The following is a 26,372-nucleotide window of genomic DNA, read 5'->3' on the forward strand; positions in this document are numbered from 1 at the left end:
TAAAACCTTCCATCTTATGCATACAGACAGCAACAATATTAATGACCTTATCTATAAGCATCTTCGCGATGAAGCACTTTCTCAGGAAGAACAGGCAAGTTTGGATCATTGGCTGGAGCAGTCGGCGGCAAACCGGCAACTGTTATCGGAACTGACGAACGAGCATGAATGGAATGCCTACTGGCAGATCAGAACAGATGAAGCAAGAACGAATAGTGCTTACAACAGATTCAGGGAAGCAGTATTTATTCCTCCGCAGGAAGAGCAGGGATCTGCCACTGAACCCCGGATCCGTTCCATCGGCAGCTGGAAATGGGTAGCGGCAGCAGCAGCAGTACTGATCATGATATCAGTTGGCGCTTATCTCTGGATCAACACGGGTAAGCAAATGGATACAGACCTTCCCACGGCCGCAAAACAAGTCGCACCAGGAAAGAATGGCGCAATCCTTACACTGGCAGATGGCTCCACCATTGTGCTGGACAGCCTGAACAACGGGATCATCGCATCACAGCAGGGAGCAAAGGTTCACCTGGAGAACAGTAAACTGGTGTATGATCCTGCCGGTAAAACCTCCGGCGATATATCGTACAATATCATGACCACACCAAGAGGCCGGCAGTTCCAGGTCAGTTTACCGGATGGTACAAAAGTATGGTTGAATGCGGGAAGCTCTTTACGCTACCCAACTGCATTTGAAGGCAATGATCGCACAGTGGAAATAGCAGGCGAGGCTTTTTTTGAAGTGGCTAAGAACAAGCAAAAGCCTTTCATCGTGAAAACACATGCAGACAGGATCACAGTAACAGGCACACAGTTCAACGTGAATGCTTATGCGAATGAGCCCTTCATGAAAACTACCCTCGTGGAAGGTTCCGTAATGATCAACAATGCAGTGCTGAAACCCGGTCAGGCATATATGAATGGACAGATCCTGAAGACTGATGCCGACCAGGATATAGCCTGGAAAAATGGATTCTTCAATTTCACCAACCAGGACCTGCCTGCCGTAATGCGCCAGCTGGAAAGATGGTATGATATCGATGTGAAATTTGTGGGCGCAGCAAAGCCATTCAGTTTTAATGGAAAGATGGACCGCGGCATGCAACTGAGCGATGTATTGTTCTTCCTGGATGAAATGAAGATAACGTACAAACTGGAGGGTAGGACCCTCACCATCTCAAATGAATAAATACCTTTTACCATAACACCTCCAATCCTGCCATTCAATCACCTAAATGCACCAACCATGGCAACTTAAAAGCATTGGGCAAGCTCCATAAAAAAACCGAAGGTGGGGAAACACCTTCGGCGAAATGAATGGGCTGACCCCAATAACAAGATTCCTTTTCAAGCTGCTCATTATTCATCAACCCAAACATTGCAAAGGTATGCCAAAAACTGCTTTTTGCAGGTGTTATGTACTTCCCATGTCTATACCCGAAAGAGGAGGTAAGCGCCTGCTGACCAAAACCCTGTTAGTGATGAAACTAACGATCCTGCTTCTGACAGTATCCATTCTCCACGCCAATGCTGGAGGATTTGCGCAAAGCATCAGTCTTCAAGGCAAAAATCTGCCGGTGGAACAAGTGATCAAGAGCGTGGAAAAACAAACAGGATATGTTTTCCTGTATTCACGCGAAGTGCTGGCCAACACACGCACTATCACTATCGATGCTTCCAATACACCATTGAAGGAATTCCTGCAACAGGCATTCAGGGACCAACCATTCCGTTTTTCTATCCGGAGTAAGACCATCTTGCTTTTACAGAAAACAATGGCCCTGGAAAGTATCGATCTGCCTAAAGATTCCATACAGAACATACCCGAAGCAATCAAAGTAAACGGCCAGGTATTTGGCGTGAATAATCAGCCGCTGATAGGCGCCAGTGTGCGAAAGCAGGGCACAAAAGAATTTGTGTTGACTGACCACAACGGAAGATTTGTGATCAATGCCGAAATAGGAAGCAAGTTGCTTGTGTCGTATGTAGGCTATGAACTGTACGAATGGAAAGTGACCGGCCCGCAGGTGAGGATCCCGCTTCAGCTTGTAGTGAATGATCTCGATCAGACAGTGGTGACTGCATATGGCAAAACAACCAAAAGACTGGCAACAGGAAATATCAGCACCGTGAAGGGAGAAGATATCCAGCGGCAACCAGTGATGACTGTTCTGGAAGCATTGGTTGGCCGTGTTCCCGGCCTGATAGTTAATCAAACCTCAGGCAATGGTGCAGCGCCGGTGAGTCTTTTGATCCGCGGAAGAAATACGATCAACTCCACTGTGCCAACTGACCCGCTCTATGTGATAGATGGTGTGCCGCTTACTTATCTCAACGTAAGCACGTCTACCAGTGCACTGGATTTTAGTCCTGGAGCAGTACAATCCGGTGTATCCAATACCAATGGAGAAAATCCACTGCTGAGCATAAATCCAAACGATATTGAACGTGTAGATGTACTCAAGGATGCTGATGCAACAGCCATCTATGGTTCGAGAGGCGCCAATGGCGTTGTACTGATCACCACTAAAAAAGCAAAAGCCGGCCCTCCCAGTTTCAATATCAGCATTGGCAATGGTCTTAAGTTCAACCAACGCTATCCAAAACTGCTGAGCACTCCTGAATATCTCGCCATCCGGAGAGAAGCGCTTCAGAACGATGGTATTGCTGCAGACATCTACAGCGCCCCGGACCTGATGCTCTGGGATACCACCAAATACACAGACTGGCAAAGGGAAATGATCGGAGTGGGCAATATGCTCAACGTGAACATTGGTGTTGGAGGTGGTACCACGCAAACCAGTTATGCACTGTCAGCAGGTTTTCGATCACAAAAAGAGCTCATGAACAATGATGGGAAAAACAACGTTGTGAACCTCCTCACTTCTGTGAACCATAGCGGACTGAACCAAAAATTCAAGCTGTCATTCGGCAATTCAATGGCAGTAAGCGATGTGAAATCATATGCGTTGGGTTTGCTTACCGATATTCCACCCAATGCTCCCGATATCTATACTGAAAAAGGTGATTTCAACTTTATCCCATACAGGGGACGAACTTCCAGTTTATTTTATTTTTCCAGACTCAAATCACCCAGTGAAAGCAAGTCGATCAAATTAGGCTCTCAACTGAATATCAGTTATCAGATCATAAAGGGCCTGATCATTTCTGCAAGCGGCGGACATAACTTCAGTAATAACCAGAACAGGGCCATTACTCCTGCTGCTTCGCGGGACACGCTGTACAGAAACGCTCCCGGCGCATACTATGGAAGAAGCACTCAAAATGATTTTAACATCGAACCTCAACTGGCATATTCAACAATGTTGGGCAAAGGGAATTTATCAGTTCAGCTGATAGGAACATATTTCACCAGTACCGCCAGGGCTGAAACCATTCACGGGACGGATTTTACCAATGATGCATTGATGAAGAGCTACAACAATGCAGGTACTAAAACAGTCAGTGAAGGATTCAGACAATACAAATATCTTTCGGCAGCAGCCATCCTCAGGTATATATGGGATAATAAATACATCATTAACCTGAATGCTAAAAGAGATGGCTCCTCAAGGTTCGGACCTGGCAAGCAATTTGGGAATTTTGCTTCTGTAGGCGCCGCATGGATCTCGTCTGACGAGCGCTGGATGAAAGCAGTATTGCCCAAATGGATCAGCCTGCTAAAATTCAGAGGCAGTGTTGGCGCTACAGGCAGCGATAATGTAGGAGAGTTTGAGTACTTATCCCAATGGGGCACTGCTCCTGCAGATCTGAATCCATTAAAGCTTTTCAGGTACAACGGAGTAGATGCTTACCATGTACTGAAACCTTTGAACCAGGAATTTCAATGGGAAACTACTTTCAAATCCGAATTTGGTGCAAGCCTGGGATTCCTGAATGACCGCGTATTGCTGGAGTTTGCTGCTTACAGGAATATATCCAGTAATCAACTCACCAATATGCCAACGGGATTGTTTACAGGTTTTGCTTCAACTGTAACTAACCTGGCCGCAAAAATTGCCAACACAGGTATTGAATTTCAGATGACTGCTAAATTGATCGAGCGAAAAGATTTCAATCTCTCGGTAGATTTCAATATCAGCAGGAACAGGAACCGTCTCCTCGAATTTCCCGGTATCGAAAATTCAATATACAATAACAGGTTGAGGGTAGGGCAGCCAACCACTGTGGAATATCTCCTTCGCTATACCGGCATAGATCCGCTCACTGGTTCGCATAGTTTTGAAGACTACAATAAGGATGGTGTGATCACTGCCGGATCCAGGTTCTTTCTTCCAACACTTCCCAACGAGGACAGGTATATAACCATCGATAAAGCTCCAAAATATTTCGGGTCTACAGGATTGAATATATCCTACAAAGATTTTTCAATCTCTACCAGACTTGATTTTAAGAATCAACTGAGGGAAGATCCTTACCTGACGGCCATTGTAGGAAGCATGAAGAATATTTCACTCCCTGCTGAGATCCTGAACAACCATTGGAGGAATCCGGGTGATATAGTTAAGTATCCCAGGTTTACCACAGAAGGCACAAGGATCAACAGCAATAACCTTGACAGGTCAGATGCCAAATATGTTAACGGATCTTTCCTGCGCATGAATAATCTTTCCATCGCCTACAGGTTCCCGCAAAGCTGGTGCAAAAAGATCGGCGTCAAGAACATTGGGATCTCTATCAATACCCAAAATCTCTTTACGATAAGTCCCTACAAAGGCCTGGAGCCGGATCTCCAGACTTCCATCTACGCCACTCCGATCCCGAGGACCATCAGCACCAATCTCCGACTCAATTTCTAAAACACTGCTCATGCGTAAACAAACCTTCATACATACAATTTGCATCCTGATCTCAGCATCGGTGCTGGTTAGCAGCTGCAAAAAACTACTGGAAACAGAACCTCCGATCTCGAGCATTTCCACGGAAGAAATGTTTTCCAATAACCAGCAGGCCGAACTGGCTATAGCCGGTATCTACTCAAAGATGATCAATGGCATTGACATGGTATCCACATCGGGGATAACCAATACTTGCTTTGCAGCAGGACTCACTACCATTACAGCCGGTTTGTCGTCTGATGAGTTGATGATCACTGGAAACAATATTGCCGATGATCTGGCGCTTTCACAGAATAAGATCCTGCCGTCAAACACCAGGCGGACAGATGCTATCTGGAATTCTGCATTCAGGACTGCATATGATGCCACTGCCGTTATAGATGGTATCGCTGCATCAACTTCAGAAGAACTGGTAGAGAGCGTAAGGAATCAACTGACGGGAGAAGCGCTGGCCATCCGCGCCTTCAGTTATTTCTACCTGGTGAATTCTTTTGGCGATGTTCCGCTGGTGCTCAGTTCCGATTCAAAGAAAAACGTTGCATTGCCAAGAGCGCCTGTTTCAAAAATATATGAGCAGATCATTGCAGACCTCGTAAAGGCCCGCTCATTATTGAGCAGTGATTTTGCTTTCGCGAAAAATGAAAAAGTGAGGGTCAGCAAATGGTTTGCCGAAGCATTGCTGGCACGTGTATACCTGTACACTGGTCAATACCAGTCGGCCATCAGCAGCGCAACGGAAGTGATCAATCAGAAAGCCCTTTTTGACCTCGAACCGGACCTTGGAAAAGTGTTCCTGAAACAAAGCAAGGAAGCCATCTTCCAACTGAAGCAAACTAGCGAAAATGCATACCAGAAACTGGGGACGCCGGAAGGTCTTGCTTTTTTGTATAATGCCAATACCGCAGGAACGCCGCCTTATATAGTATTGAGCGATCAACTGCTCGGCAGTTTTGAAGCTAATGATCAACGCCGTACTTCCTGGGTTGCTTCCTATCCTCCCTACCTGGCGCCTGCCAAGTATAAGAATGGAGAAGGTTTGGAATATTATATCGTGATGCGATTGGCTGAGCTGTACCTGATCCGCGCAGAAGCCACCGTACTGGGCTCACCGGCAAATGTAAACGCTGCCATTGCCGATATCAACCAGCTCAGAAAAAGGGCCAATGTAACAGAGCTGGAATTGGATCTGCCTGCTGCAACTGTAATCGATGCCATCGCACATGAACGAAAGATAGAGCTGTTTGCAGAATGGGGCCATCGCTGGTTTGATCTGAAGAGAACAGGCAAAGCACATGATACCCTGTCTGCCATTCCCAACAAGCAACCCTGGTGGGGTGATTTCCAGTTACTCTATCCCATTCCGGAGAAAGAGATCAATGTGAATGGACAGTTGATTCAAAACCCCGAATACAATACGCTCTAAAAAGATATTCAATGCAAAATAATTTCTTATTGTTATGTACTGCATTCCTGCTTATAACGGTAATGAATGCATGCAGCAAACGCGAACTGAATCCCGGCTCTCCAGCCACCATACAGGTTTACAATGCCCTCAATGATGGTTCTGCAGTATACATGGATTTTTCAGGCAAACGCCCTGCAGTATTCAGAACAACCCGCCTTTTCAGTGTCAACACTTCCGGCAGGCTTACACTGGATGCATCGCCTCTGCCCGTGCAACTGTACAGCAGACCTGATACGATGGCTAAGGATGGTCCGATATTGACAGCCAGTCTTGATTTTGAAAAAGGCGCTATTTATTCCATGTTCATCTATGGTTCCAAATCAACGGCAAAATACAGCTGGCATAAAGATGTGATACCACCACTCGGCATGTCTGACAGCACCACACATATCAGGTTTGCCAATTTCAGCGAAGAACACAATATCAGCGTGAACCTGAAAGGCCAGCCAACCGGTAGTTTCATTCAGCAATTACAACTGAGGTCTTTTTCTGATTTCACAGAACTGAGCGCCAACAAATCTGTTGCGAAATACGAATTTGAAATAAAAGACCTCAATACCGGAACCATCATCGCCACCTATGTTGCCGATAAGGTGAACGATTTCACCGGCAATGGCGGAAACAATGCCTGGTTCAACAAATCCAATACCCTGGTGCTGGTTGGGAAACAGGGTGGTACCGGTACCGTACAACCGAAAGTGGTTGTTATGCCTCACCGATAAATATTCACTTTCATCAGTATTTAATTTATCCATTACATATTATGAGTACAGTGTTAAAAGTGGAGAACCTCTCCCATAGGTATTCCTCTGCCTGGGCTATCCGTGACCTTAACTTCGAGATCAGCCAAACAGGCGTGATCGGACTGCTCGGCTCCAATGGAGCCGGCAAGTCCACCACCATGAATATCATTTGTGGCGTACTGAAACAAACGGAAGGAGATGTATACATCAATGGCATCAATAAGAAGAATGATCCGAGGCTGGCCAAAAGACAGCTGGGATTCCTTCCGCAAACTCCGCCGCTCTACGCAGACTTTACCGTGAACGAGTACCTGACCTATGCGGCAGACCTTCGTTTCATTGAAAAAACTCAGGTAAAGAAGGCAGTGGCTGAAGCCATGGACAAAACCGGGATCTCACATTTCAGTTCCCGGCTGATCAAAAACCTGTCTGGTGGCTATAAGCAACGCGTAGGCATTGCACAGGCCATCATTCACAAACCAAGTGTTGTAATATTGGATGAGCCAACCAACGGACTTGATCCCAACCAGATCATCGAAGCCAGAAAACTGATCCGGGAGATCGGCAATGATCATATCGTATTGCTGAGCTCACATGTTTTGTCTGAGATCAACCTGCTATGCCGTGATATCATCATGATTGAAGGAGGCCGCATCGTTTTCTCAGATTCAATGGATTCATTCAATAACTACCTGCAGCCATCCAGCGTGATCGCCATTATGGAAAACCCACCACCGGAAACCGAGCTGACAAAAATTGCAGGAGTGACCCGCGTGGAATTCCTTACCGGTAAACAGTGCCGGATCTTCTTCAATGGCAACACCAATATCACAGAAACCATTATTGCCGCCAGCATGCAGCACCAATGGAGACTGCAGGAGATCCACCTGGAAAGATCCCTGCTGGATGATGTGTTCAAACAATTATCCAGACAATCCTAAATCCTGCGACCATGAAAATATATTTGAAAATAGCCCGGGCAGAATTACGATACCTGTTCTACTCGCCGGTAGCCTGGTTTGTGCTGCTGGTGTTCTATACATTCGCTGCCTACCTTTTCTTTTTTCCGCAGGAAAGCAAAACCATCGTACAGGAAGAGATCCTGGATACAACGCTCGACTGGATGGGAGTTGCTCCGGGGTTATATGGCGACATGATCGGCCCGATTGTGAAGCAATTGACAGATAACCTGTATCTGTTCATTCCTCTACTCACTATGGGTGTGATCAACAGGGAAACCACCAGCGGCTCCATCAAGCTCCTGTATTCATCTCCCATCAGGACAAGAGAGATCGTTTTGGGAAAATACCTGGGGATGGTTTGCTTCAATGCCTTTCTGCTGCTGGGTTTTGGAGTAGTGCTGGCCACTGCCAGTTTCACTATCAGCGATCCGGAAACGGGCTGGATGATCTCTGCACTGTTCGGCATGTTCCTCATTGCGAATGCCTATACAGCAATCGGTATTTTTATCAGCTCCCTCACCAATTACCAGATAGTGGCAGCAGCACTGACCTTTGTCGTTTTCTTTGCCATGAATCAATTGTCAGGACTCTGGCAGCAATACGACCTGGTGCGCGATCTCACTTACTCATTTTCTTTGAAGACCAAAGCAATAATGCTACTGAGAGGAATGCTCACCAGCAGGGATATTATTTATTTCCTGCTCATCGCAGCCCTTTTCCTGTTCTTTACTTTGATCAGGTTGAAAAGCATGCAGGAATCGAAAACAAGAAAACTGGTTTTCTCCAGGTATGCACTGGCCTTCCTTGCAGTGGTAATGCTGAGCTATCTTTCTTCCAGACCTGGTTATATCCTGTACCACGATCTCACAAAAAACAAGAACAACACTTTACATCCTGTTTTGCAGGATGTGGTAAAAAAACTGGATGGATCACCTCTTACTGTAACGCTTTATGCCAACCTGTTCCACCCGCGAGCGTACGCGGCACTGCCACAGAACAGGGTCAATTATTTCCTGGATCTCTGGGAAGAATATATCAGGTTCTATCCAAACCTGAAGTTCAAATTTGAATACTATTATGATATCAACGAGGGAGACAGCAGTTTGTATAAAAAGTACCCGGGAAAAAGCATGGATGAAATTGCTGCAATCAGATGCGAGATCCTGGACATCCGTAAGTCGCTTTTCAAAAAGCCTTCGGAGATGAAGAACATGGCGGAGCTGCGTGATGAAGAGCTCAGGATGCTGATGGAACTGGATTACAAAGGACGCAAAACCATTTTGAGGGCTTTCGATGATGGCAAAACCTGGCCCAAAGAAGAAAATATTGCAGGCTCTTTGATGAGACTGGTCCGCGACAACGATGTGAAAACAACATTTCTCACCGGCCATATCGAACGCAGCCCGTATAGATTCACGCCAAAAGATTTTGGGGGTATGGTCACCAATAAGGATTTCCGGAATTCCCTGATCAATAAAGGTGTGGACGCAGATACAATTTCCATTGCCGATAAAGAAATTCCTGACAACCTGGACCTGTTGGTAGTGGCTGATCCCAGAACTCCCTACAATGAAGCAGAATTGAACCGCCTCTCGAAATATATCGATGCAGGGGGAAATGCAATTGTATTAACAGAGCCGGGCAGGCAACAATTCCTGGATCCAATTTTGAAGAAGCTCGGCGTGCAGGTAGATCATGGAACCATTGTGCGTATCGATAAAGATGAAAAGCCCACAATTTTCTCCAACAGATTTACGGATGAAGCCAACCTGATGGCTGATGAATTATACTGGCAATATTATAATTGGTACCGGAAATGGTACCTCGGAGGATGGGCTATGAACGATGGAGCCGCCAGTCTGAATGTTGAGCCTGTAAATGGTTTCAAGCCAACGCCTATCCTGATCATGCCCGGCGATCAAAACACCTGGATCGAGAATGGCTTGTTTGTAGTGGATTCCGCAGCACCGGTATTTTCTGAGCAGGAAGGTGATATCAGGAAACCAGCTTACAATATTGTGGTAAGTCTGACAAGAACGATCAACAACAAAGAACAACGGATCATCGTTGCCGGTGATGCCGATTTCATGAATACAAAAAGAGTTCCACAAGGCAAGATCTGGCAGGCGCTCTACAGCTGGGGATTGAATAACCAGTATCCCGTATACGCCAACAAGCGAATGCCACCGGACAGGTTTTTCTCCATCAGCAACAAAACAGCCGGGATCTTACTAGGCATCTATGTTTATTTGATTCCGGCAGCATTGTTATTGATAGCTGCCATCATCCTCGTGAGAAGAAAGAGAAAATAAAATACTGTATTAAAAACAACGAGACGATGTTCCTGCAAACGGATGATCAAACGATCGAAGACCTCAGGCTATTTGCCAAAAAAGAACAAAAAGGAATCTACGATATCTACAATAATGCCGCAACCCGCGGCGGAGAATTGCTGCTGGAAAAAATGTTCAGGAATCCATTGTCTGACCTGGAAGCTATCACCGAAAGAAGCGGCATCATTGGATCATTTGCAAAAATGAGAACAATATTCCCTTTTCAACCGGCAATCCTGGATAGCGTGGAGAAATACCTCAGCCAGGATCAGGAACAGCGGGATGGGCAAAAGTCAACGCTCGGCGAACGCGAGATGGCCAATGGCATTGCCGCGATCATCGAGTTGCTGCATGCCCTGCATTCATTCCTTGAAAAAGGAGATATAACGAAGGTCAGCGGATTGAAAAGGGAAAGTATAGCCATGATCAACCTCTTGAACGATCCCGGTCTTGAACCTGCTTTCAAAGAGAAACCCGGATCGAAACTTTCCTATGCTGCCATCACAGCTTTTGATATTCTCTTCCGGGTAAAAGAAAGGACCCGGATTACAACTGCACTGAATTTCATCTACCAACTGGATGTATACATTGCCGTTGGTGCAGTTGCCAATAAAAGGGATTTCACTTTTCCACTTGCAAGGCCCAAAGGCAGCAACCTGCTGAAGATAGAAGGCGTGTATCATCCCGAGTTGAACTCTCCTGTGCCCAACAGTCTTCATATGCATGCAGGCAAATCAGTTGTGTTTCTTACAGGAGCCAATATGGCGGGCAAGTCCACTTTTCTCAGATCATATAGTACAGCAGTGTATATCGCGCATATGGGATTCCCTGTTGCAGCTGCTTCCGTGGAGTTTTCGGTTATGGATGGGATTTATACAACCATTAACCTGCCGGACAATCTTGGCATCGGGGCCAGTCACTTTTATGCGGAAGTACTGAGGGTAAAGAAAGTAGCCACCGAATTGGGAGCCGGAAAATCTCTTTTCATCCTGTTCGATGAATTGTTCAGAGGCACCAATGTAAAGGACGCGCATGAAGGTACTGTGGCCATCACACATGCTTTTGCGGGCAAGGGGACAAGTATGTTCATCATTTCTTCCCATATAGTGGAAGCAGGGGATGAGCTGAAACAGAAAAGGAATATTGCTTTCCATTATTTGCCCACCAGGATGAAGGGCACTGTTCCCGAATATACCTATACGTTGGAAGAAGGGATCACGGACGACCGGCATGGCATGATCATCATTCGCAATGAAGGCATTTTGGAAACACTGAAAAACGGGAAGAAAAACTAACTGATATGAATTTTACCATCGATAAGCAATCACTGGATGAATTGAACCTCCTGGGTAAGTTCAGACAAGGATCTGTGTATTCTCTTTTTAACCAGGTGAAGACGCGTGGCGGTGAACAATTGCTGGATCAGCTGTTCCGTACACCCTTGACAGATGCTGAAGCCATCAATCGCCGGACTGCCGTTTTTCGTTTTTTCCAGGAATCGAAATTCCAATTTCCATTCGATGCGCAACAGGTAGTGCTGATGCGGGAATATGTGGATGCAGAAAGCAGTAAGAATTACATGCAGACCTGGGCAGGGGTGCTGCTGAAAAAATGCTTGTCGTCCCTCACGCGCGATGAGCGATACAAGGCGCTTATCCAGGGGCTGCAGGCAACCATCGTTACGATGAAGAAATGTTTCGGCTTCGCCAGTTCTTTATCAGCAATGACCGGCCCTTACCAGCAGGAGGCATCAGCCATCTTGCAGATCCTGCAATCTCCGGAGATCAGCAGGCTGATCGATACGGATATCTATACAGACATTTCCGTTGGAAATATTGCCAGGTATGATCATCTGCTGAAAAATAAACTCAACAAAGAGATCAGGCTGATCCTGGACTTTATTGCCGCATCGGATGTAAATATCGCTGTAGGAAATATTGCCGCGGAAAAAGGATTTACTTATGCCAGAGCCATGCCAAAAGAAAGGAATATTTTAAGAGCTATCGATCTGAAACATCCCTCCATTGGTGGCGCTATTGGCAATACCATTGAAATGGCGGCGCAACAGAATGTGATCTTTCTCACCGGCGCTAATATGGCAGGTAAATCAACCTGGATGAAGAGCATCGGTATCGGGATGTACCTGGCGCATATCGGATTTCCTGTGGCGGCAAAGTCCATGGAATTCTCGGTAAGGGAGGGCATTTATTCCAGCATCAATGTTGCGGATAATATTGCGCTTGGCTATAGCCATTTCTACGCAGAAGTGGTAAGGGTTAAGAATGCTGCTGATGCAACTGCTACCGGAAAACACCTGCTGCTGATGTTCGATGAACTGTTCAAAGGCACCAATGTAAAAGATGCATTCGATGGCACGCTGGCGGTAACGGAATCATTTGCAGAATATACCAACTGTCTCTTCATTGTGAGCACACATATCATAGAAGTGGGCGCTGCATTGAAAAACAGGAATAATATACAATTCACTTTCATGCCTACAGTACTGGAAGGAAGCGTGCCCAGGTATACGTATCGTTTACAGGAAGGCATAACCGAAGACCGGCAGGGAATGATGATCATCAGGAATGAAGGCATTCTTGAACTGATCGGCAATTAATATCAATCTTAATTATCACTGACATGAAAATCATATTTAAAATCGCCAGGGCAGAGCTCAGAACATTGTTTTATTCTCCCATTGCCTGGGTGATCCTGGTTACTTTCTTTGTTGTTACCGGCGTATTTTTTGTAACACCGCTTATGAACATGGCCAGGGCGCAGGAAGTGCAATTGGCCAACAGTCCATCCTGGACAGGGTTCCAGGGGCCATTGACATTATCTATGTTCAGTGTTACGCTTGAGAACGCCATGTCTTATCTCTACCTGTTCATTCCATTGCTGACCATGGGAACCATCAGCAGGGAAGTGAATTCCGGGTCGATGAACCTGTTGAGCTCTTCTCCCATCAGGATCAGGGAGATCATTGCAGGCAAATACCTGGGTCTGATGTTATTTGGCCTGGTATTGATGTCGTCCATCGCATTGCTGTTGCTCACAGGTTATTTCAGTATCGTGAATGCAGAATTGAAATGGTATATGTCCATAATGCTGGGGTTCTGGTTGCTTTCCAGCACTTACCTGGCCATCGGTTTATTTATTTCCTGTTTGACCAATTACCAGATCATGGCAGGTATCGCCACTTTTGTGGTATTCTTCCTGCTGAGTATTATGGGGACTGTTTGGCAGCAATATGATTTCGTGCGTGATATTACCTGGTTCCTGAGCATCGATGGAAGAGTAAAGTCGATGACGATGGGTTTGATCACTACCAAAGACGTATTTTATTTCCTGCTCATCATTGCTTTATTCCTGGGGCTCTCCATGATCAAATTGAAAACGAGACAGGAATCTGCAAAATGGACAGTCCCATTTTCCAGGAGCATTGCCTGGGTGGTGCTGATCCTCACGATCGGGTATTTCTCATCCCGTCCGGGTTATATCGGTTACCTGGATGTAACCAGGGACCAGCGCAATACCATCGACTCCGCTACCCGGGCAGTGTTGAAAGAACTGGACGGTTCGCCGCTCACCGTAACATTGTTCACCAATTTATTTGGCGGGAATTTTCCGATCGGACTTCCTGAAGCAAGGAACAATTACGTATGGGGCGTCTGGGATAAATATGTGCGGTTCTATCCCAATATCAAATTGCAATACGAGTATTACTATGACACGGAAAAAGGCGACAGCACAGCGTATCTCGGGTATAAAAATAAAACCCTGCATCAGATCGCAAAGTCGAAAGTGAGGATGTATAAGATTGATATCAACGATTTCAAAAAACCGGAAGAGATCAGGAAAATAATTGATTTTGGCGATGAGCCTTTGAGGATGTTGATGCTACTGGAGTATAAAGGAAAGAAAGAATTCCTGCGCACTTACAGCGCCAGTGATCCCTGGCCCACGCAACCGAATGTTTCCGGAACCATCAGGCGATTGACAAGGGAAAAAGTCCCCAATATTACTTTCATAACGGGGCACTATGAGCGAAGTCCCTGGCGGAATGGTGAAAGAGAGTTTGGTTCTCATACCAACAGTAAGCTGGAAAAACCCGCCCTCATCAATCTGGGCGTCAATACAGATACTGTTTCTCTTTTGCATTCGGAAATCCCTGATTCCACAGACCTGCTGGTGGTGGCTGATCCCAGGTCTGCATTGCTGCAAGGTGAGCAACAGAAGATCCTGGAATACCTGAACAAAGGAGGCAATGCCATTTTCTATGCCGAACCGGGTAAGCAGCAAATGCTGAATCCGATACTGAACCAGCTGGCAGTGAACATCGATTCCGGAATATTGGTATCACCGCGAAAACACAGGGAAGGGGAAATATTCAATGGTATCATGACCAGGGCCGGAAATTACATGGCGGCGGAAGGCATGATGCAGCTCTATCAACGGTTTGGTAAAATTGGAGCATCGGCTAGTTTCAGTGGAAGCAGCACCGTGAGTTTCCTGGAAAAGAATGGATTTACAATTGAGCCGATCGTTTCGGTGGCAGGTAACAAAAATACATGGATCGAAAAAGGGATTTTCGTGTCGGATTCTGCAGCGCCAATATTTGCAGCCAGTGAAGGAGATTTGAAAAAAGAGGAATATGTGCTGGCGGTGAAGATGTCCAGAAAAATAAATGACAGGGAGCAAAGGATCGTGGTGAGCGGAGATGCAGATTTTATGTCGTTGGACCAGAAAAATGGGATGTCGATCGGAACAGGTTTGTACAGCTGGCTGATGAATAATGAATACCCGGTGTATACGAAAGTGAGATTGCCAACGGATAAGATGCTGACAATAGGGAGGACCGCAGGAAAAATGATCTGGTATGTTTATGTGTATATTATTCCGGGATTGTTGCTGGCGCTGGGAGCAATTATTATTATCAGGAGAATGAGAAAGTAAATTCAGCGCGAAGGCTCCTCTGATAGAGGCGCCTTCGCGCAATTTGAAAGCGTTATATATCAGAAGCTTTTCCGCACATTCTTTTTATCGTAAGTCCTGTTGTAATTTTTGATACACTCGTCATAGTGCTTATTGGAATACCGAACATAAGCGCGATAAACATTTTTCACCAGCGGTAAGATCTTTTCAGGCTCCCAGGATTCGATAGGGCCACCATCGATACTTAGCCCCTTATACATAAATGAATTGGATTGACTGCCTTCCGCAAACGGCGAGTACACAGATATCTTTCCATCGATGAGCTTGAAAAGCCAGCAACTGTCGTTTGCCACACCTTCCTTTACACCAACATCATAGCTCTTTCTTGTGATGGAAACAGTTGAATCCACATAAATCTTCATGATCCTGTTTTCATAACTTTTACGGGCATCCTTATTTGTATGGAGGAGATAACTTTTCTTAAGTACTGTATCCATATAGATCTTTGAGGATACCAGCAGCCTGGTGCTGTCTTTGAACAATACATGGTAATCATGTTTCAGGTTCACTTCCTGGCGGATACGCAAGCCTTGCATCCAGTTCTCCAGCGGCAGATGCTGAGCGAAGACTAATTGGAGGGAAAATGAAAAAAGCGAAAACAGGACAAACGGTTTAATGAATTTCATTTGGTTGGGGTTTATGATCCGGGCGCAAAAATCGTTTTTTCCTGAAACAAAAAAGCGCCCGCAGGCGCTTTTCATATTTTATTAAGGCTTTTTCTTTATCGGGCTTGGTGGCGTTGGGCTTCCGCCATTCTTCTTCCTTTCTTTTTCATAATTCTTCCTGCTTTGTTCTTCCAGCTTCTGTTCATCTGCCTTTCCGGCATCATCCAAAATCTTGGCATCAGTCGGGAACTGACCATCCTTGAGCTTTTGATTGAAGAACTTGGTCACGTGCACCCAGCGTCCATTTTTCCATTTGAAGGCCTCATAGTCACCGTCAGGTACATACGTATTCTTCCTGGCTGGCTCATCAGTTTCTGAGATCAGGTGATCAACAATGATCAGGTCCAGTTCAGGATCATAATTGAAGAATGCTTTCGCTTCTTTTTTGAACTCGATGCTAAAACGGTGCTGGGGCTTGCGTTTCTCCTCATCATCTTCAAATGAAATGGCAGGATTGCCAAATACCGGCTGTCCATTTTCGAAACTGAGCACTTCCATCCATTTCTTGGAGCTGCCTACGCTGAATTCATCGAAACCGATCAGCGTATAATATTTTTTCCCTTTATATTCTTTGAGGATGATCTTGTAATAAATAGCGCCGATCCAGTTTTCATTGCTGCGTACGGAATCCATCGGATTTTTAGTGAACATGCTCTGATCATGAAGCGGGATCAGTTTGAGTTTGCCATCGGGCGTGCGCATCTGGATAGCGCCTCGCTGCATCACTACATATTCATCTTTCTTGGCCTGCCAGGTGAAGATGCGGAACGCACTGTCCGGAGCATACAGTTTGGAAATATTCACTGAATCGAAAGGGTAGTAGAAGGAATTGGTGAACTGCAGGGCGCGCACGAAACTGCGGATAAACAAACTATCATAGCGGAACCTTTCAGCGGGCTCCTGGGCCATCACCATCTGCCTGCTGTATTCCTTAAGGGTATCTTCCCTCATTTTGAGCGCAGCCCGGAAGCCAGGCGTTATTTTCTGCACCTGCGCAGATACTTGCAGGGGCATCAATCCGGCAGACGATAAAACACCAATCAATAAACTAAAACAGAGGGAACGATTCATATGCATACTTTTCCTGTGCGGCAAAGGTACAATCCCTTTACCAATGCTTGCAAACGGAAAAGCTTTGGGAAAATTTTATGCTTATTGCAAAGATTTTGCAAAATCGGCCAGGTCGTTGAAGGCCAGGTCAATGGCAGGATCGGGGCCTTGTTCAGGGTGCGTGTTACGCACGTAAACGGTATGCATACCGGCATTGCGGCCGAACTGCATATCGCTGAGCTTATTGCCCACAATGAGGGAGCGGTGCAGATCGATCTCGGGATAATCCTTTTTGGCGCTGAAAGCCATGCCGGGATTGGGTTTGCGACTGGGATCGGATTTATCTGCAGCCGGACAGTAATAGATCTTGTCGATGCGGCCGCCGGCTTTATTGATGGCGGCCATCATATTGGTATGGATCGCATGGAGGTCTGCATCGGTCATGAGCCCACGGCCGATCCCGCGCTGGTTGGTCACCATCACGATCCTGCCGAAAACACCGTTAAGGGTTTTGAGTGCTTCCAGCACGCCATCGTAAAAAACGAATTCGTCCCAGTTGTAGATATAATCTTCTTTCTTCTCGTGATTGATCACTCCATCACGGTCCAGGAACAAAGTCCAGCTCTTGTCGATACGTTGCAGGTCCAGCATAATCTTAAAAAACCTTGTTGCGGAATTCCTGGTTGGCCCGCTCGAAGTCGGAAGGAATTCCAATATCAATGAAATATTCGTCCTGGACCAGTCCAAACATATTCTGTTGGGTATAGTACTTTTCCAGGTAATCTTTTTCGAAAGAGAATTTTTCGTCGAAAGGCAGTTCCAGGAAGGCATTCACATTCAGCGCATATACACCACCGTTGATAAGCCCTTCTTCATAGTGTTGTTTCTCTTTGAAGCTTTCGATGCGCTGATCGGGGAGAAGGGATACTACTCCGTATCGATCGAAGTCCTTCATCGGTTTCAAACTGAGTGTGCAATCTGATTGCACGGAATCGTGGAAAGCAGTCAACTCATCCATTTTCACGGTAAAGATGGTATCACCATTCAATACCAGCACATCATCACTGAAAGTATGTGCACAGGCAAGACGGATGGCACCTCCTGTTCCCAGCGGTTCGTACTCGATGCTCACGGCCGTTTCCAGTTCAGGGTATTCGGAAGCGATAAATGCTTCGATCACTTCGTGCATATAACCCAGCGCCAGCACAAAACGCGTAATGCCCTGCTGACGGTAATAATCGATCACCCAGCCCAGGAAGGGCCTGCCGGCCACGGGAGCCATGCATTTGGGAAGATCGGGCACGGCGCTGCGAAGCCTTGTGCCCAATCCGCCGGCGAGAATGATGCATTCATTGATCATCTTAGCCGAAATATTTTTCTTCCACCAGCTGACAATAGATATGTCCGAGGAGGATATGACTTTCCTGGATGCGTGGCGTGTCTTTGGAAGGAACGTTCACGAGATAATCGCTCAGTTCTTTCATCTTACCCCCTGATTCACCGGTGAAGCCGATAGTGGTAACGCCTTTTTCGCGCGCCACTTCAAAAGCCTTCACGATATTGCCGGAATTGCCGGAAGTGGAGAGGCCGATCAGCACATCGCCTTTATTGCAGATGCCTTTCACCAGGCGGGCGTAAACAACATCATAGCTGTAGTCGTTGGCAACGGCAGTGAGGTAAGATGTGTTCACGTGCAAAGCCTCTGCAGGCAATGCGTCGCGGTCTTTGTAGAATCTTCCGGAGAATTCAGCGGCCAGGTGTTGTGCATCGGCTGCACTTCCGCCGTTACCACAGAAATATACACGGTTGCCGTTCTTAAGAGCAGCAACAGTGAGATTGGTAATGTCTTCGATCACTTTCACAATGGCTTCGTCCTGCAGTACTTTTTCTTTCACTGCGATGGATGCGGAAATTATTTCCTTGATCTTGCTCTGCATACCTTGATATGTTTTAGAAAAGGTGTTTGTTTAAATGGTCCAGGTAGTGAGGCCATGCTTCACAAACTGGTATTGCTTTACATAACCTCCGAATTTTCCGAGGGCTGATTCCACGGCGTATTTGGTGGTGCCCGGGCAATAGAAGGTCATGAAACCGCCGCCGCCTGCTCCGGAGATCTTGCCACCGGTAGCGCCGGCTTCTTTGGCGGTGTTGTAAATATCGTCCATCAGGCTGTTGCTGATGCCTTCAGCCATTTGTTTTTTTTGCTGGAATCCGAAATCGAGGATATTACCCACTTCGTGCACTTTCCCTTTGAGCAGCGCTTCCTTCATCATCTGCGCCTGCGCTTTGAGCTGGTGCATGGCTTCGATGGATTTCTCTTTCTTGTTCACCACGTTCTGGCTCTGCTTTTCGATGATGCGTGCAGACTCCCGACTGGTGCTTGTATAATAGAGGAGAAGATTGTTCTCCAGTTCAAACAGGTATTGTTGTTTGATGCGAAGCGGATTCACGATCACTTTCTCATCGGCATAGAACTCCATGAAGTTGACGCCACCAAAAGTGGCTGCATACTGGTCCTGTCGGCCGCCGGCCATATTGAGGTCTTTGCGTTCGATCTCATATGCCAGGTGCGCGATATCATATTCGCCGAGGGGCAGCCTGCACATTTCGGCAAAGGCGCCGATGATGGCTACCACCAAAGTGGAAGAGGTACCAAGACCAGAACCTGCAGGTGCGTCTACATAAGTGCTGAGACGGAAACCCGTTTCAGCTACTCCAAAATCCCGCTGGATCCGGTTGTACACGCCGGTGTGGAGGTCCAGCGTTCCCTGCAGTGGTAACTGTTGGGCATAGTCGAAGCTGATGATCTCTTTCCTGTCGAGCGCTTCGAAGATGATCTTCTTTTCCGCAATCGGTTCTATATTGGCGTAAGCATAGAGAGATACAGTGGCATTGAGGATGGCGCCATTGTACATATCGCAATAGGGACTTACATCGGTGCCACCACCGGCGAGGCCAATACGGAGCGGAGCTTTGCTTCTATAGATCATAACTGATTATCCTTTTGTTTCAGCGGCAATGGTTTCGATGGTTTCCACCAGCGAATGCCAGCTGTATTTTTGCTTCTCCATACGCAGGGCAGGGAGAAAATATTGTTCTCCCTTGTTAAAATATTCACTGATGGCTGCGGCGATGGCTTTGGGCTCAGGCTCGCAGACCAGTCCAACCTTATCATGCGGCACCAGTGATGGCAGTCCGCCTACATTGGTCACCACCATCGGCACTTCAAAGTGATAGGCCAGTGGCGTTACGCCGCTTTGCGTGGCGTTGCGGTAGGGCTGCACCACTACATCAGCGGCACAAAGGTAATATTTCACTTCACTGTCGGGTATGAATTGCGTGCGCATGATCAGCGAATCCGAAATCCCGAGTTTACTGATCAGCTCATTGTATTCTTTTTCGTCATCATAGAATTCACCCGCCACCATCAGTTTGATGTTGCGGGGATCATTTTTCAGTTCCTTCATGGCTTCCAGCAGGAGGTCCAGCCCCTTGTATTTGCGGATGAACCCGAAGAAGAGTGCGATCTTATCATCTTCCCTCAATCCCAGTTTTTTCCTTGCTTCAGCTTTTGAAATGGGATCGCCGAAATTATCGTACAGGGGATGGGAAGCGAGCCTGGCCGGTTTGGAAGCTTCAAACTGCCGGAGGTCTTTCATCACTTTATCGCTCATCGTTACAAAACCGTCGCAGGCTTTGAGGAAGTAGCGTGTGAAGGGCGTATCGCCGGGACGTTTCTCGTGCGGGATCACATTGTCTGTGATAGCCACGATCCGTGTATGTTTGTTTTTCTTCACCCTTCGCAGGATAGTGCCGAGCGCAGGCCCCATGAAGGGAAGCCAGAAACGGACAACAATCAGATCAGGACGAATATTCTTCAATGTATTCCCGATCTGGATCCAGTTGGGGGGATAGATGGAATTGATCACGGAAAAGATCTCGATGCCTTCCGGCGCAGGTTCCGTGGTAAATTGACTGGTGCCGGGAAAGAGAATGGAAGGGTATTGTAAAGAGAAAGAATAGATACTGCAATCATATCCTTCGGCTGCGAATTGTTTGCAGAGGCGATGGTCAAAAGTGCTGAGGCCGCCGCGGAGCGGGTGAGCCGGGCCGATGATCACTACTTGCTTTGCCATTACTCAACCCCCAGTTTCTGTTCTATTAGATAAGCATTCCTGCCAGGCGCATTGCGGGCAATGAGTTCGCCGAGAAAGCCTGCCAGGAACAGTTGTGTGCCCATGATCATGGTGGCGAGCGCGATATAGAAAGGCGGCCTGTTCACCAGACTGTTGGCGGGATCATAGATCCTTGCAATGATCAGGTACATCGTCATCACAAATCCAACCAGGAAGCAGAGCGTGCCGATCAGTCCGAAAAAGTGCATCGGACGTTTGCCGTATTTGCTCACGAACATGATACTGGCCAGGTCGAGAAAGCCATTCACGAACCTTTCCCACCCGAATTTGGTAGTGCCGTATTTGCGGGCGCGATGTTCCACCACTTTCTCGCCGATCTTACGGAAGCCGGCCCATTTGGCCAGCACAGGAATATAGCGGTGCATTTCGCCGTACACTTCCACACTCTTCACTACTTTCTTTCTGTAGGATTTGAGCCCGCAGTTGAAATCGTGCAGGTTTATTTTGGAAGCCTTACGGGTTGCCCAGTTGAAGAATTTGGAGGGAATATTCTTGGTGAGGGTATTGTCGAAGCGTTTTTTCTTCCATCCGCTCACCATATCGAATCCGTCTTCCACAATCATGCGGCGGAGTTCCGGGATCTCATCCGGACTATCCTGCAGATCAGCGTCCATCGTGATCACCACATCGCCACTGGCGGCTTTGAAGCCTTCATTGAGGGCAGCGGATTTTCCATAATTGCGCTGGAAACGGATGCCTTTGATATTGGGATTGGCAGCGCGGAGTTTTTCCACAACAGACCAGGAATCGTCCGTGCTGCCATCGTCTATTAATATGATCTCGTAAGAGAGTTTGTTGGCGTTCACCACGCGTTCTATCCATGCGCACAATTCAGGCAGGGACTCATCTTCATTGAACAAAGGAACTACGATGGTAACATCCATACTATTGTTATTCTTTAAATGCATTGTCAAATGGCGGCCTGTTCTTTTTGATAATGGCTGCGATGACCAGTGAAATCAGGCAGAAAAGGATACACATCGTTCCATATCCGAGCAGCATTTTGGCGAAGGTATAATTATCGGCGCTGGCTGCTCCTTCCATAGCTTTTTCGATATCACTGTCCGGTGCGCCAAGCCTTCTCATTATTCCCTCCAGCTTCTCCATTGTAGCCTGCGCCATCTGGTCACGGAAACCGGGGTCAATATAATTCAATAATACAAAATTGAAAATAGTAGACAACAGGAATGCGAGTACGAAGGTGAGGAAGACAGTTTTGAGAGCTTCCGCAAAACTCAGATAACCTCCCTGCAATTTCTTTTGTTTGAGACCGGCCAGGACAGCAATGAAAATGATGATGCCATAAACGAGAAAGGCAAGACCAAAGTTCATGAAAGCCTGTATCCCTACCAGGTATAGACAGAGGGTATACACGATCATGGCGATGCCGCCGATAAGGCCATAAGTAAGTCCTACGTTTGATTTAGCGGTTGTTCCGGTTGGTGATGTCATCACTAAAGTTTTAAAGTGAATGGAGTGATGCATGATCTCCGTTGATCACGCCGAGCACTTTACCTGGCAGGGTCATTCCTGAATAGGCCGAGTTGCGTGAGCGGGAGCGGAAGAACGCATCATTGACAGTAATATGTGCCGCGGCATCCCAAATTGTTACATGCGCAGATGCATCTTTTTGGATACTGGCGGCAGGCAGACCGAAAATTTTACGCGGATTGGTACTGAGCAGTTCCACCCATCTTGCTTCCGGAACAGCTGGCATGGCCAGTCTGAGTGCGGAATAGCAGGTTTCCAGACCCGTCATGCCGTATTTGGCATATTCGAATTCCAGCACTTTACTGTCTTTCTCATGCGGCCTGTGATGGGATGTGATACAGTCGATAGTGCCATCGGCTACGGCGTCCCGCAGAATATTGCGTTCTTTTTCGGGACGCAGGTGCGGGTACACTTTGAGGTTAGTATCGTAACCTTTCATCAGATCTTCATCAGTGAAGAGCAGGTGATAGGGGGTAACCGAGCAGGTGATGGGCAGACCGGCCTCTTTGGCGCGGCGGATATATTCCAGGGAGCGTGGAGATGTAACGCCGGTGAAGTGCAGCCTGGATTCCGCGTAGCGGGCCAGCTTGATATCGCGCGCTACCAGCAGCTCTTCGGCCATCATGGGCTTGCCGGGAAGGCCGAGACGGGTAGACACAACGCCTTCGTGCACCAGTCCGTTTGGACCAACGCTGCGATCGTCCGGGATCTGGATCAGTATGCCATCGAATGTCTTCACATATTGAAGGGCTTTCAGGAGTACGCCGGACGACTGAACAGGATTCAATCCGTCCGAGAAGGCGAGGGCGCCGGCATTGCGCATATCGTACATTTCGGCGAGCTCCTTTCCTTCAGCCCCACGGGAAATGGCGCCGATGGGATGGATATTCACCGGAAGGGATGCACTTTTGCCTTTGATATAACTTACCTGGGTCTTATTGTCGATAACAGGTTTGGTATTGGGAACCACCAATACGTCTGTGAATCCACCAGCCGCAGCTGCTGCAGCCCCTGTTTCCAGGGTTTCCTTGTATTCGTATCCGGGATCGCCGAATTCGGCAAATATATCAACCCAACCCGGGGAAATATACAGGTCCTGGCCGGAGATTACCCGGTCCGCACTGGCCTGAATAGAGGGTTGGATGTCTTTGATAACACCGGATTCAATTAAAATATCCTGCTTTTTGCCTTCAAGAGGTGATAGTGGATCAGTAACCTTAGCTTGTTGTATGAGAAACTTCATTGCAGAAAAAGTTGTGCGAAGTTAAGGTTTTTGGAAGTATTTGGCAGAGGAATGGAAAAAATTGATAGTCAGGGTGCTGCAGGGAGCTGAGCGATTGCGGAACCCAGTTAGGTTATGGGCAAAAAAAATGGCCGGTAGTAAAAACCACTGGCCTGTTTTAGCTCTGAAACCTTAACGAAACGATTTGAATCGCAAAAGGACTGATTGAAAGTTTGGAAAAATGACCGGTAGTAAAAACTACCGGCCCGATTTAGCCCTGAAGTCCTAGCGAAAAATATCTTTATTGTATCAGAATATCGCATACCATTCCTGGGCAATATCCTGAGAGAATATGCAATTGGTTGGAAATTTCCGGTACAGATCAAAAATGGCAATCTACGGTAACACCATTCCTGATATACAGGTGCTGTAAATCTTAAATTGGAACCAAGTAAAACGTCTAAGCTAATCAGAGTAACCTACGGGTATTTCGCAATCGGAATAATTGCTAGAATAAGGGCTTAAGTGAAGATTGGAGTATCGTGCGTTTGATGCTTAATCAAATATACGTATACTTTGATATGTTTTCCAAAAAAATCTTAACAATTTCTATAGATTTCTGAAAGTTTTTTCCTGCTGTTGAATGATACCGGCAGAATTATACCCGCTTGCTTCAACAAACCGGGGAACGGCGCAATGCCAGTCTGGGTGCAGATTCCCCAAACACCTTTGGAGTATAACGTTTACGGATAGGCTGAATAACGTTTACAGATATACGAAATTTAGGCCTGCAGAATTCCATGGCATCTTTGCCATCGATATGGATACTGTCCTGTTACAGAAAAAATTGAAAAACGATACCAGTGCTGATGGCGGGTCTTGAGAATGAAATCCCGGAACTGAAAGTAGTACTTGTTATTGCAGGTGATCAGGAAAAATTTTCTCATCCCGTAGCGCAGATAGAGATCAATAGTTGCTTATTGTTTGCTGTTCCTGATCGCTGGAGGATGACCAGGCGTATAGGTTGGGAAGCGGCCAAAATAATCACTTCTCCCTACACCGATGCTGCCGGAAATAGAAAAAGTTCTTTCATTGTTGATATACATCAGGCCCATTTGCGCAGTTGAATAAGTGCCAAACCTGTTCGGGTTCATAAATGGATTGCTCTTATCGTAACCCGTCTGAAAAGGCATATTGAAACCGGCGATACCAGGGAAATAAGTTGGAGCCACTGTAACGCCCGCAAAAGCAAGTACATTATTGCTCAGGGACCGGTTGAGCTGAATCCCCATCGGAGCCGATAAAAAGCTGCTGCTGCCTCCATTGAAAGCAAGCAGGCCAGCTGAAATACCTGCATACTTTGTGAGGAACCATTTCTTTTGAATATGGCTGGTATCGATCCGCTGATTGAAATTCCTGAAACCTGGCTGCATCCCATTCATAGCACCAAAGCCCAAAGGCAACTGGGCCTGCACCACTGCAGCCGAAAACAGGATCGAAGTAATGAAGATTATCCGTTTCATCTGTATAAAGATAAGCTTTCCTTCCAGATGTAAAAACTGAGCGTTTTCTTAAATATTACCGGCCTTGAATTATCCGCAACAATCTTTCAAAACGCGGAAACAATCTCTCCTCCATGTCTGCAGATGACATCCCCGGATGCTCCAGTTGTTCCCTGGTAAGATGAAGTTGTACATCTTTTGTCAAATCCGCGTTCGTTATCACATCACGGCACCAGGTGACATCGATATCCCTCTCATCATATTCCATGGAAAAAATGAAGATCAGGTTCTGCATATTGAACAGCTCGATATAAGCATACAACAGGCCTGATTGTTTGTTGCCATGGATGTGCAACACATGTGAGACTTCATTTTCACTGAGCTGGTGAATGGAGACGCTTTCCGGAGCATAATACTGAAATATATTATCCGGAGTCCCGCTCCGGATGAATGCCTTTATTGTTTCGCAATATTGTTTGGGATAGCCTTTAGACAAATAGTAGTTCAGGCAGATCTTGGCGATCGCCCGGAAATAATCTTTGCTGCCCGCAAAGGACCTGTTCTTCTTTACCCGGGCAATGAATTTTTCATGCAAAGCTATTTTTCCATCTTTCCTGTTTCCGGATACATTGGTTGCCGGCAGCACCGGCTCGCCGGAATTCAATAAAGTATAGAAACGCGTTAACCTGGAAGCAAGTTCATTATCGATGGTTCTGCCGAATTGCTCATTGCATGACTTACATAAAAGATTGTAGGCAATCCTTTTCCCGCCAATCGATCTTGGTAAGATATGTTCTGCCGACCTGGTCTTTCTATTCAGTGTGGCCCCGCAATTGTAACAATCCATCCTTGCTGCTTTGACGCGAAAATAGCACATAGGGATCGA

General features: G+C 46.6%; 21 protein-coding genes. 9 read left to right on the forward strand and 12 right to left on the reverse strand.

Annotation, left to right across the window (positions count from 1 at the left end):
* The first annotated feature begins 16 nt into the window (after positions 1 to 16).
* The 9 genes from FSB84_RS23150 to FSB84_RS23190 all read left to right on the forward strand — a co-directional run bounded on the left by FSB84_RS23150 (position 17) and on the right by FSB84_RS23190 (position 15,321).
* Positions 17 to 1,192 (forward strand): FecR family protein, encoded by a 1,176-nt coding sequence (locus FSB84_RS23150; RefSeq protein ID WP_130540235.1) that lies wholly within the window; start codon positions 17 to 19, stop codon positions 1,190 to 1,192.
* Positions 1,193 to 1,391: 199 nt separating this feature from the next.
* A complete protein-coding gene (locus FSB84_RS23155; RefSeq protein ID WP_158644076.1) occupies positions 1,392 to 4,823 on the forward strand; it encodes a SusC/RagA family TonB-linked outer membrane protein in 3,432 nt (1,143 codons plus the stop codon).
* A 10-nt stretch (positions 4,824 to 4,833) separates the two neighbouring features.
* Positions 4,834 to 6,285, forward strand: a complete 1,452-nt coding sequence (locus FSB84_RS23160) for a RagB/SusD family nutrient uptake outer membrane protein (protein ID WP_130540237.1) — start codon at positions 4,834 to 4,836, stop codon at positions 6,283 to 6,285.
* 11 nt (positions 6,286 to 6,296) lie between these two features.
* Positions 6,297 to 7,049, forward strand: coding sequence for a hypothetical protein (locus tag FSB84_RS23165; RefSeq protein ID WP_130540238.1), 753 nt, complete (start codon positions 6,297 to 6,299; stop codon positions 7,047 to 7,049).
* A 41-nt stretch (positions 7,050 to 7,090) separates the two neighbouring features.
* Entirely contained in the window at positions 7,091 to 8,011 is a 921-nt protein-coding gene (locus tag FSB84_RS23170) for an ABC transporter ATP-binding protein (protein WP_207234216.1), read from the forward strand.
* A gap of 11 nt (positions 8,012 to 8,022) precedes the next feature.
* The gene (locus FSB84_RS23175; RefSeq protein WP_130540240.1) at positions 8,023 to 10,344 is read left to right on the forward strand and encodes a Gldg family protein; all 2,322 of its coding nucleotides are present in this window, start codon (positions 8,023 to 8,025) and stop codon (positions 10,342 to 10,344) included.
* A 26-nt stretch (positions 10,345 to 10,370) separates the two neighbouring features.
* On the forward strand, positions 10,371 to 11,660 hold the full coding sequence (locus FSB84_RS23180) for a MutS-related protein (RefSeq protein WP_130540241.1): 1,290 nt from the start codon (positions 10,371 to 10,373) through the stop codon (positions 11,658 to 11,660).
* A gap of 5 nt (positions 11,661 to 11,665) precedes the next feature.
* Complete coding sequence (locus tag FSB84_RS23185; protein WP_130540242.1) at positions 11,666 to 12,982, forward strand: MutS-related protein; 1,317 nt, start codon at positions 11,666 to 11,668, stop codon at positions 12,980 to 12,982.
* A 23-nt stretch (positions 12,983 to 13,005) separates the two neighbouring features.
* Complete coding sequence (locus tag FSB84_RS23190) at positions 13,006 to 15,321, forward strand: Gldg family protein (RefSeq protein WP_130540243.1); 2,316 nt, start codon at positions 13,006 to 13,008, stop codon at positions 15,319 to 15,321.
* A 59-nt stretch (positions 15,322 to 15,380) separates the two neighbouring features.
* On the opposite strand, the gene FSB84_RS23195 is transcribed toward FSB84_RS23190, so the two are convergent.
* The 12 genes from FSB84_RS23195 to FSB84_RS23250 all read right to left on the reverse strand — a co-directional run bounded on the left by FSB84_RS23195 (position 15,381) and on the right by FSB84_RS23250 (position 26,333).
* Entirely contained in the window at positions 15,381 to 15,986 is a 606-nt protein-coding gene (locus tag FSB84_RS23195; RefSeq protein ID WP_130540244.1) for a hypothetical protein, read from the reverse strand.
* A gap of 81 nt (positions 15,987 to 16,067) precedes the next feature.
* Positions 16,068 to 17,096, reverse strand: a complete 1,029-nt coding sequence (locus tag FSB84_RS23200) for a hypothetical protein (protein WP_130540245.1) — start codon at positions 17,094 to 17,096, stop codon at positions 16,068 to 16,070.
* An 81-nt stretch (positions 17,097 to 17,177) separates the two neighbouring features.
* Complete coding sequence (locus FSB84_RS23205) at positions 17,178 to 17,726, reverse strand: D-glycero-alpha-D-manno-heptose-1,7-bisphosphate 7-phosphatase (RefSeq protein ID WP_130540246.1); 549 nt, start codon at positions 17,724 to 17,726, stop codon at positions 17,178 to 17,180.
* A gap of 4 nt (positions 17,727 to 17,730) precedes the next feature.
* The gene (locus FSB84_RS23210; protein WP_192909885.1) at positions 17,731 to 18,435 is read right to left on the reverse strand and encodes a nucleotidyltransferase family protein; all 705 of its coding nucleotides are present in this window, start codon (positions 18,433 to 18,435) and stop codon (positions 17,731 to 17,733) included.
* 1 nt (position 18,436) lies between these two features.
* Complete coding sequence (locus FSB84_RS23215; RefSeq protein WP_130540247.1) at positions 18,437 to 19,012, reverse strand: D-sedoheptulose-7-phosphate isomerase; 576 nt, start codon at positions 19,010 to 19,012, stop codon at positions 18,437 to 18,439.
* A gap of 30 nt (positions 19,013 to 19,042) precedes the next feature.
* Positions 19,043 to 20,065 (reverse strand): GHMP family kinase ATP-binding protein, encoded by a 1,023-nt coding sequence (locus FSB84_RS23220; protein ID WP_130540248.1) that lies wholly within the window; start codon positions 20,063 to 20,065, stop codon positions 19,043 to 19,045.
* Between the two features lie 6 nt (positions 20,066 to 20,071).
* Positions 20,072 to 21,211, reverse strand: a complete 1,140-nt coding sequence (locus FSB84_RS23225; RefSeq protein ID WP_130540249.1) for a glycosyltransferase — start codon at positions 21,209 to 21,211, stop codon at positions 20,072 to 20,074.
* Complete coding sequence (locus tag FSB84_RS23230; RefSeq protein WP_130540250.1) at positions 21,211 to 22,155, reverse strand: glycosyltransferase family 2 protein; 945 nt, start codon at positions 22,153 to 22,155, stop codon at positions 21,211 to 21,213. Before FSB84_RS23230 ends, FSB84_RS23225 begins: the two co-directional genes overlap by 1 nt.
* 7 nt (positions 22,156 to 22,162) lie before the next feature.
* Positions 22,163 to 22,723, reverse strand: a complete 561-nt coding sequence (locus tag FSB84_RS23235) for a DUF4199 domain-containing protein (protein WP_158644077.1) — start codon at positions 22,721 to 22,723, stop codon at positions 22,163 to 22,165.
* A gap of 10 nt (positions 22,724 to 22,733) precedes the next feature.
* Positions 22,734 to 24,005: a dihydroorotase gene (locus tag FSB84_RS23240; RefSeq protein ID WP_130540252.1), complete on the reverse strand. Its 1,272-nt coding sequence runs from the start codon at positions 24,003 to 24,005 to the stop codon at positions 22,734 to 22,736.
* Positions 24,006 to 24,961: 956 nt separating this feature from the next.
* Positions 24,962 to 25,507: a hypothetical protein gene (locus tag FSB84_RS23245; RefSeq protein ID WP_130540253.1), complete on the reverse strand. Its 546-nt coding sequence runs from the start codon at positions 25,505 to 25,507 to the stop codon at positions 24,962 to 24,964.
* A 55-nt stretch (positions 25,508 to 25,562) separates the two neighbouring features.
* On the reverse strand, positions 25,563 to 26,333 hold the full coding sequence (locus FSB84_RS23250) for an HNH endonuclease (RefSeq protein ID WP_158644078.1): 771 nt from the start codon (positions 26,331 to 26,333) through the stop codon (positions 25,563 to 25,565).
* Positions 26,334 to 26,372 lie beyond the last annotated feature (39 nt).

The sequence above is a fragment of the Pseudobacter ginsenosidimutans genome (assembly GCF_007970185.1).
GTDB lineage: Bacteria > Bacteroidota > Bacteroidia > Chitinophagales > Chitinophagaceae > Pseudobacter > Pseudobacter ginsenosidimutans.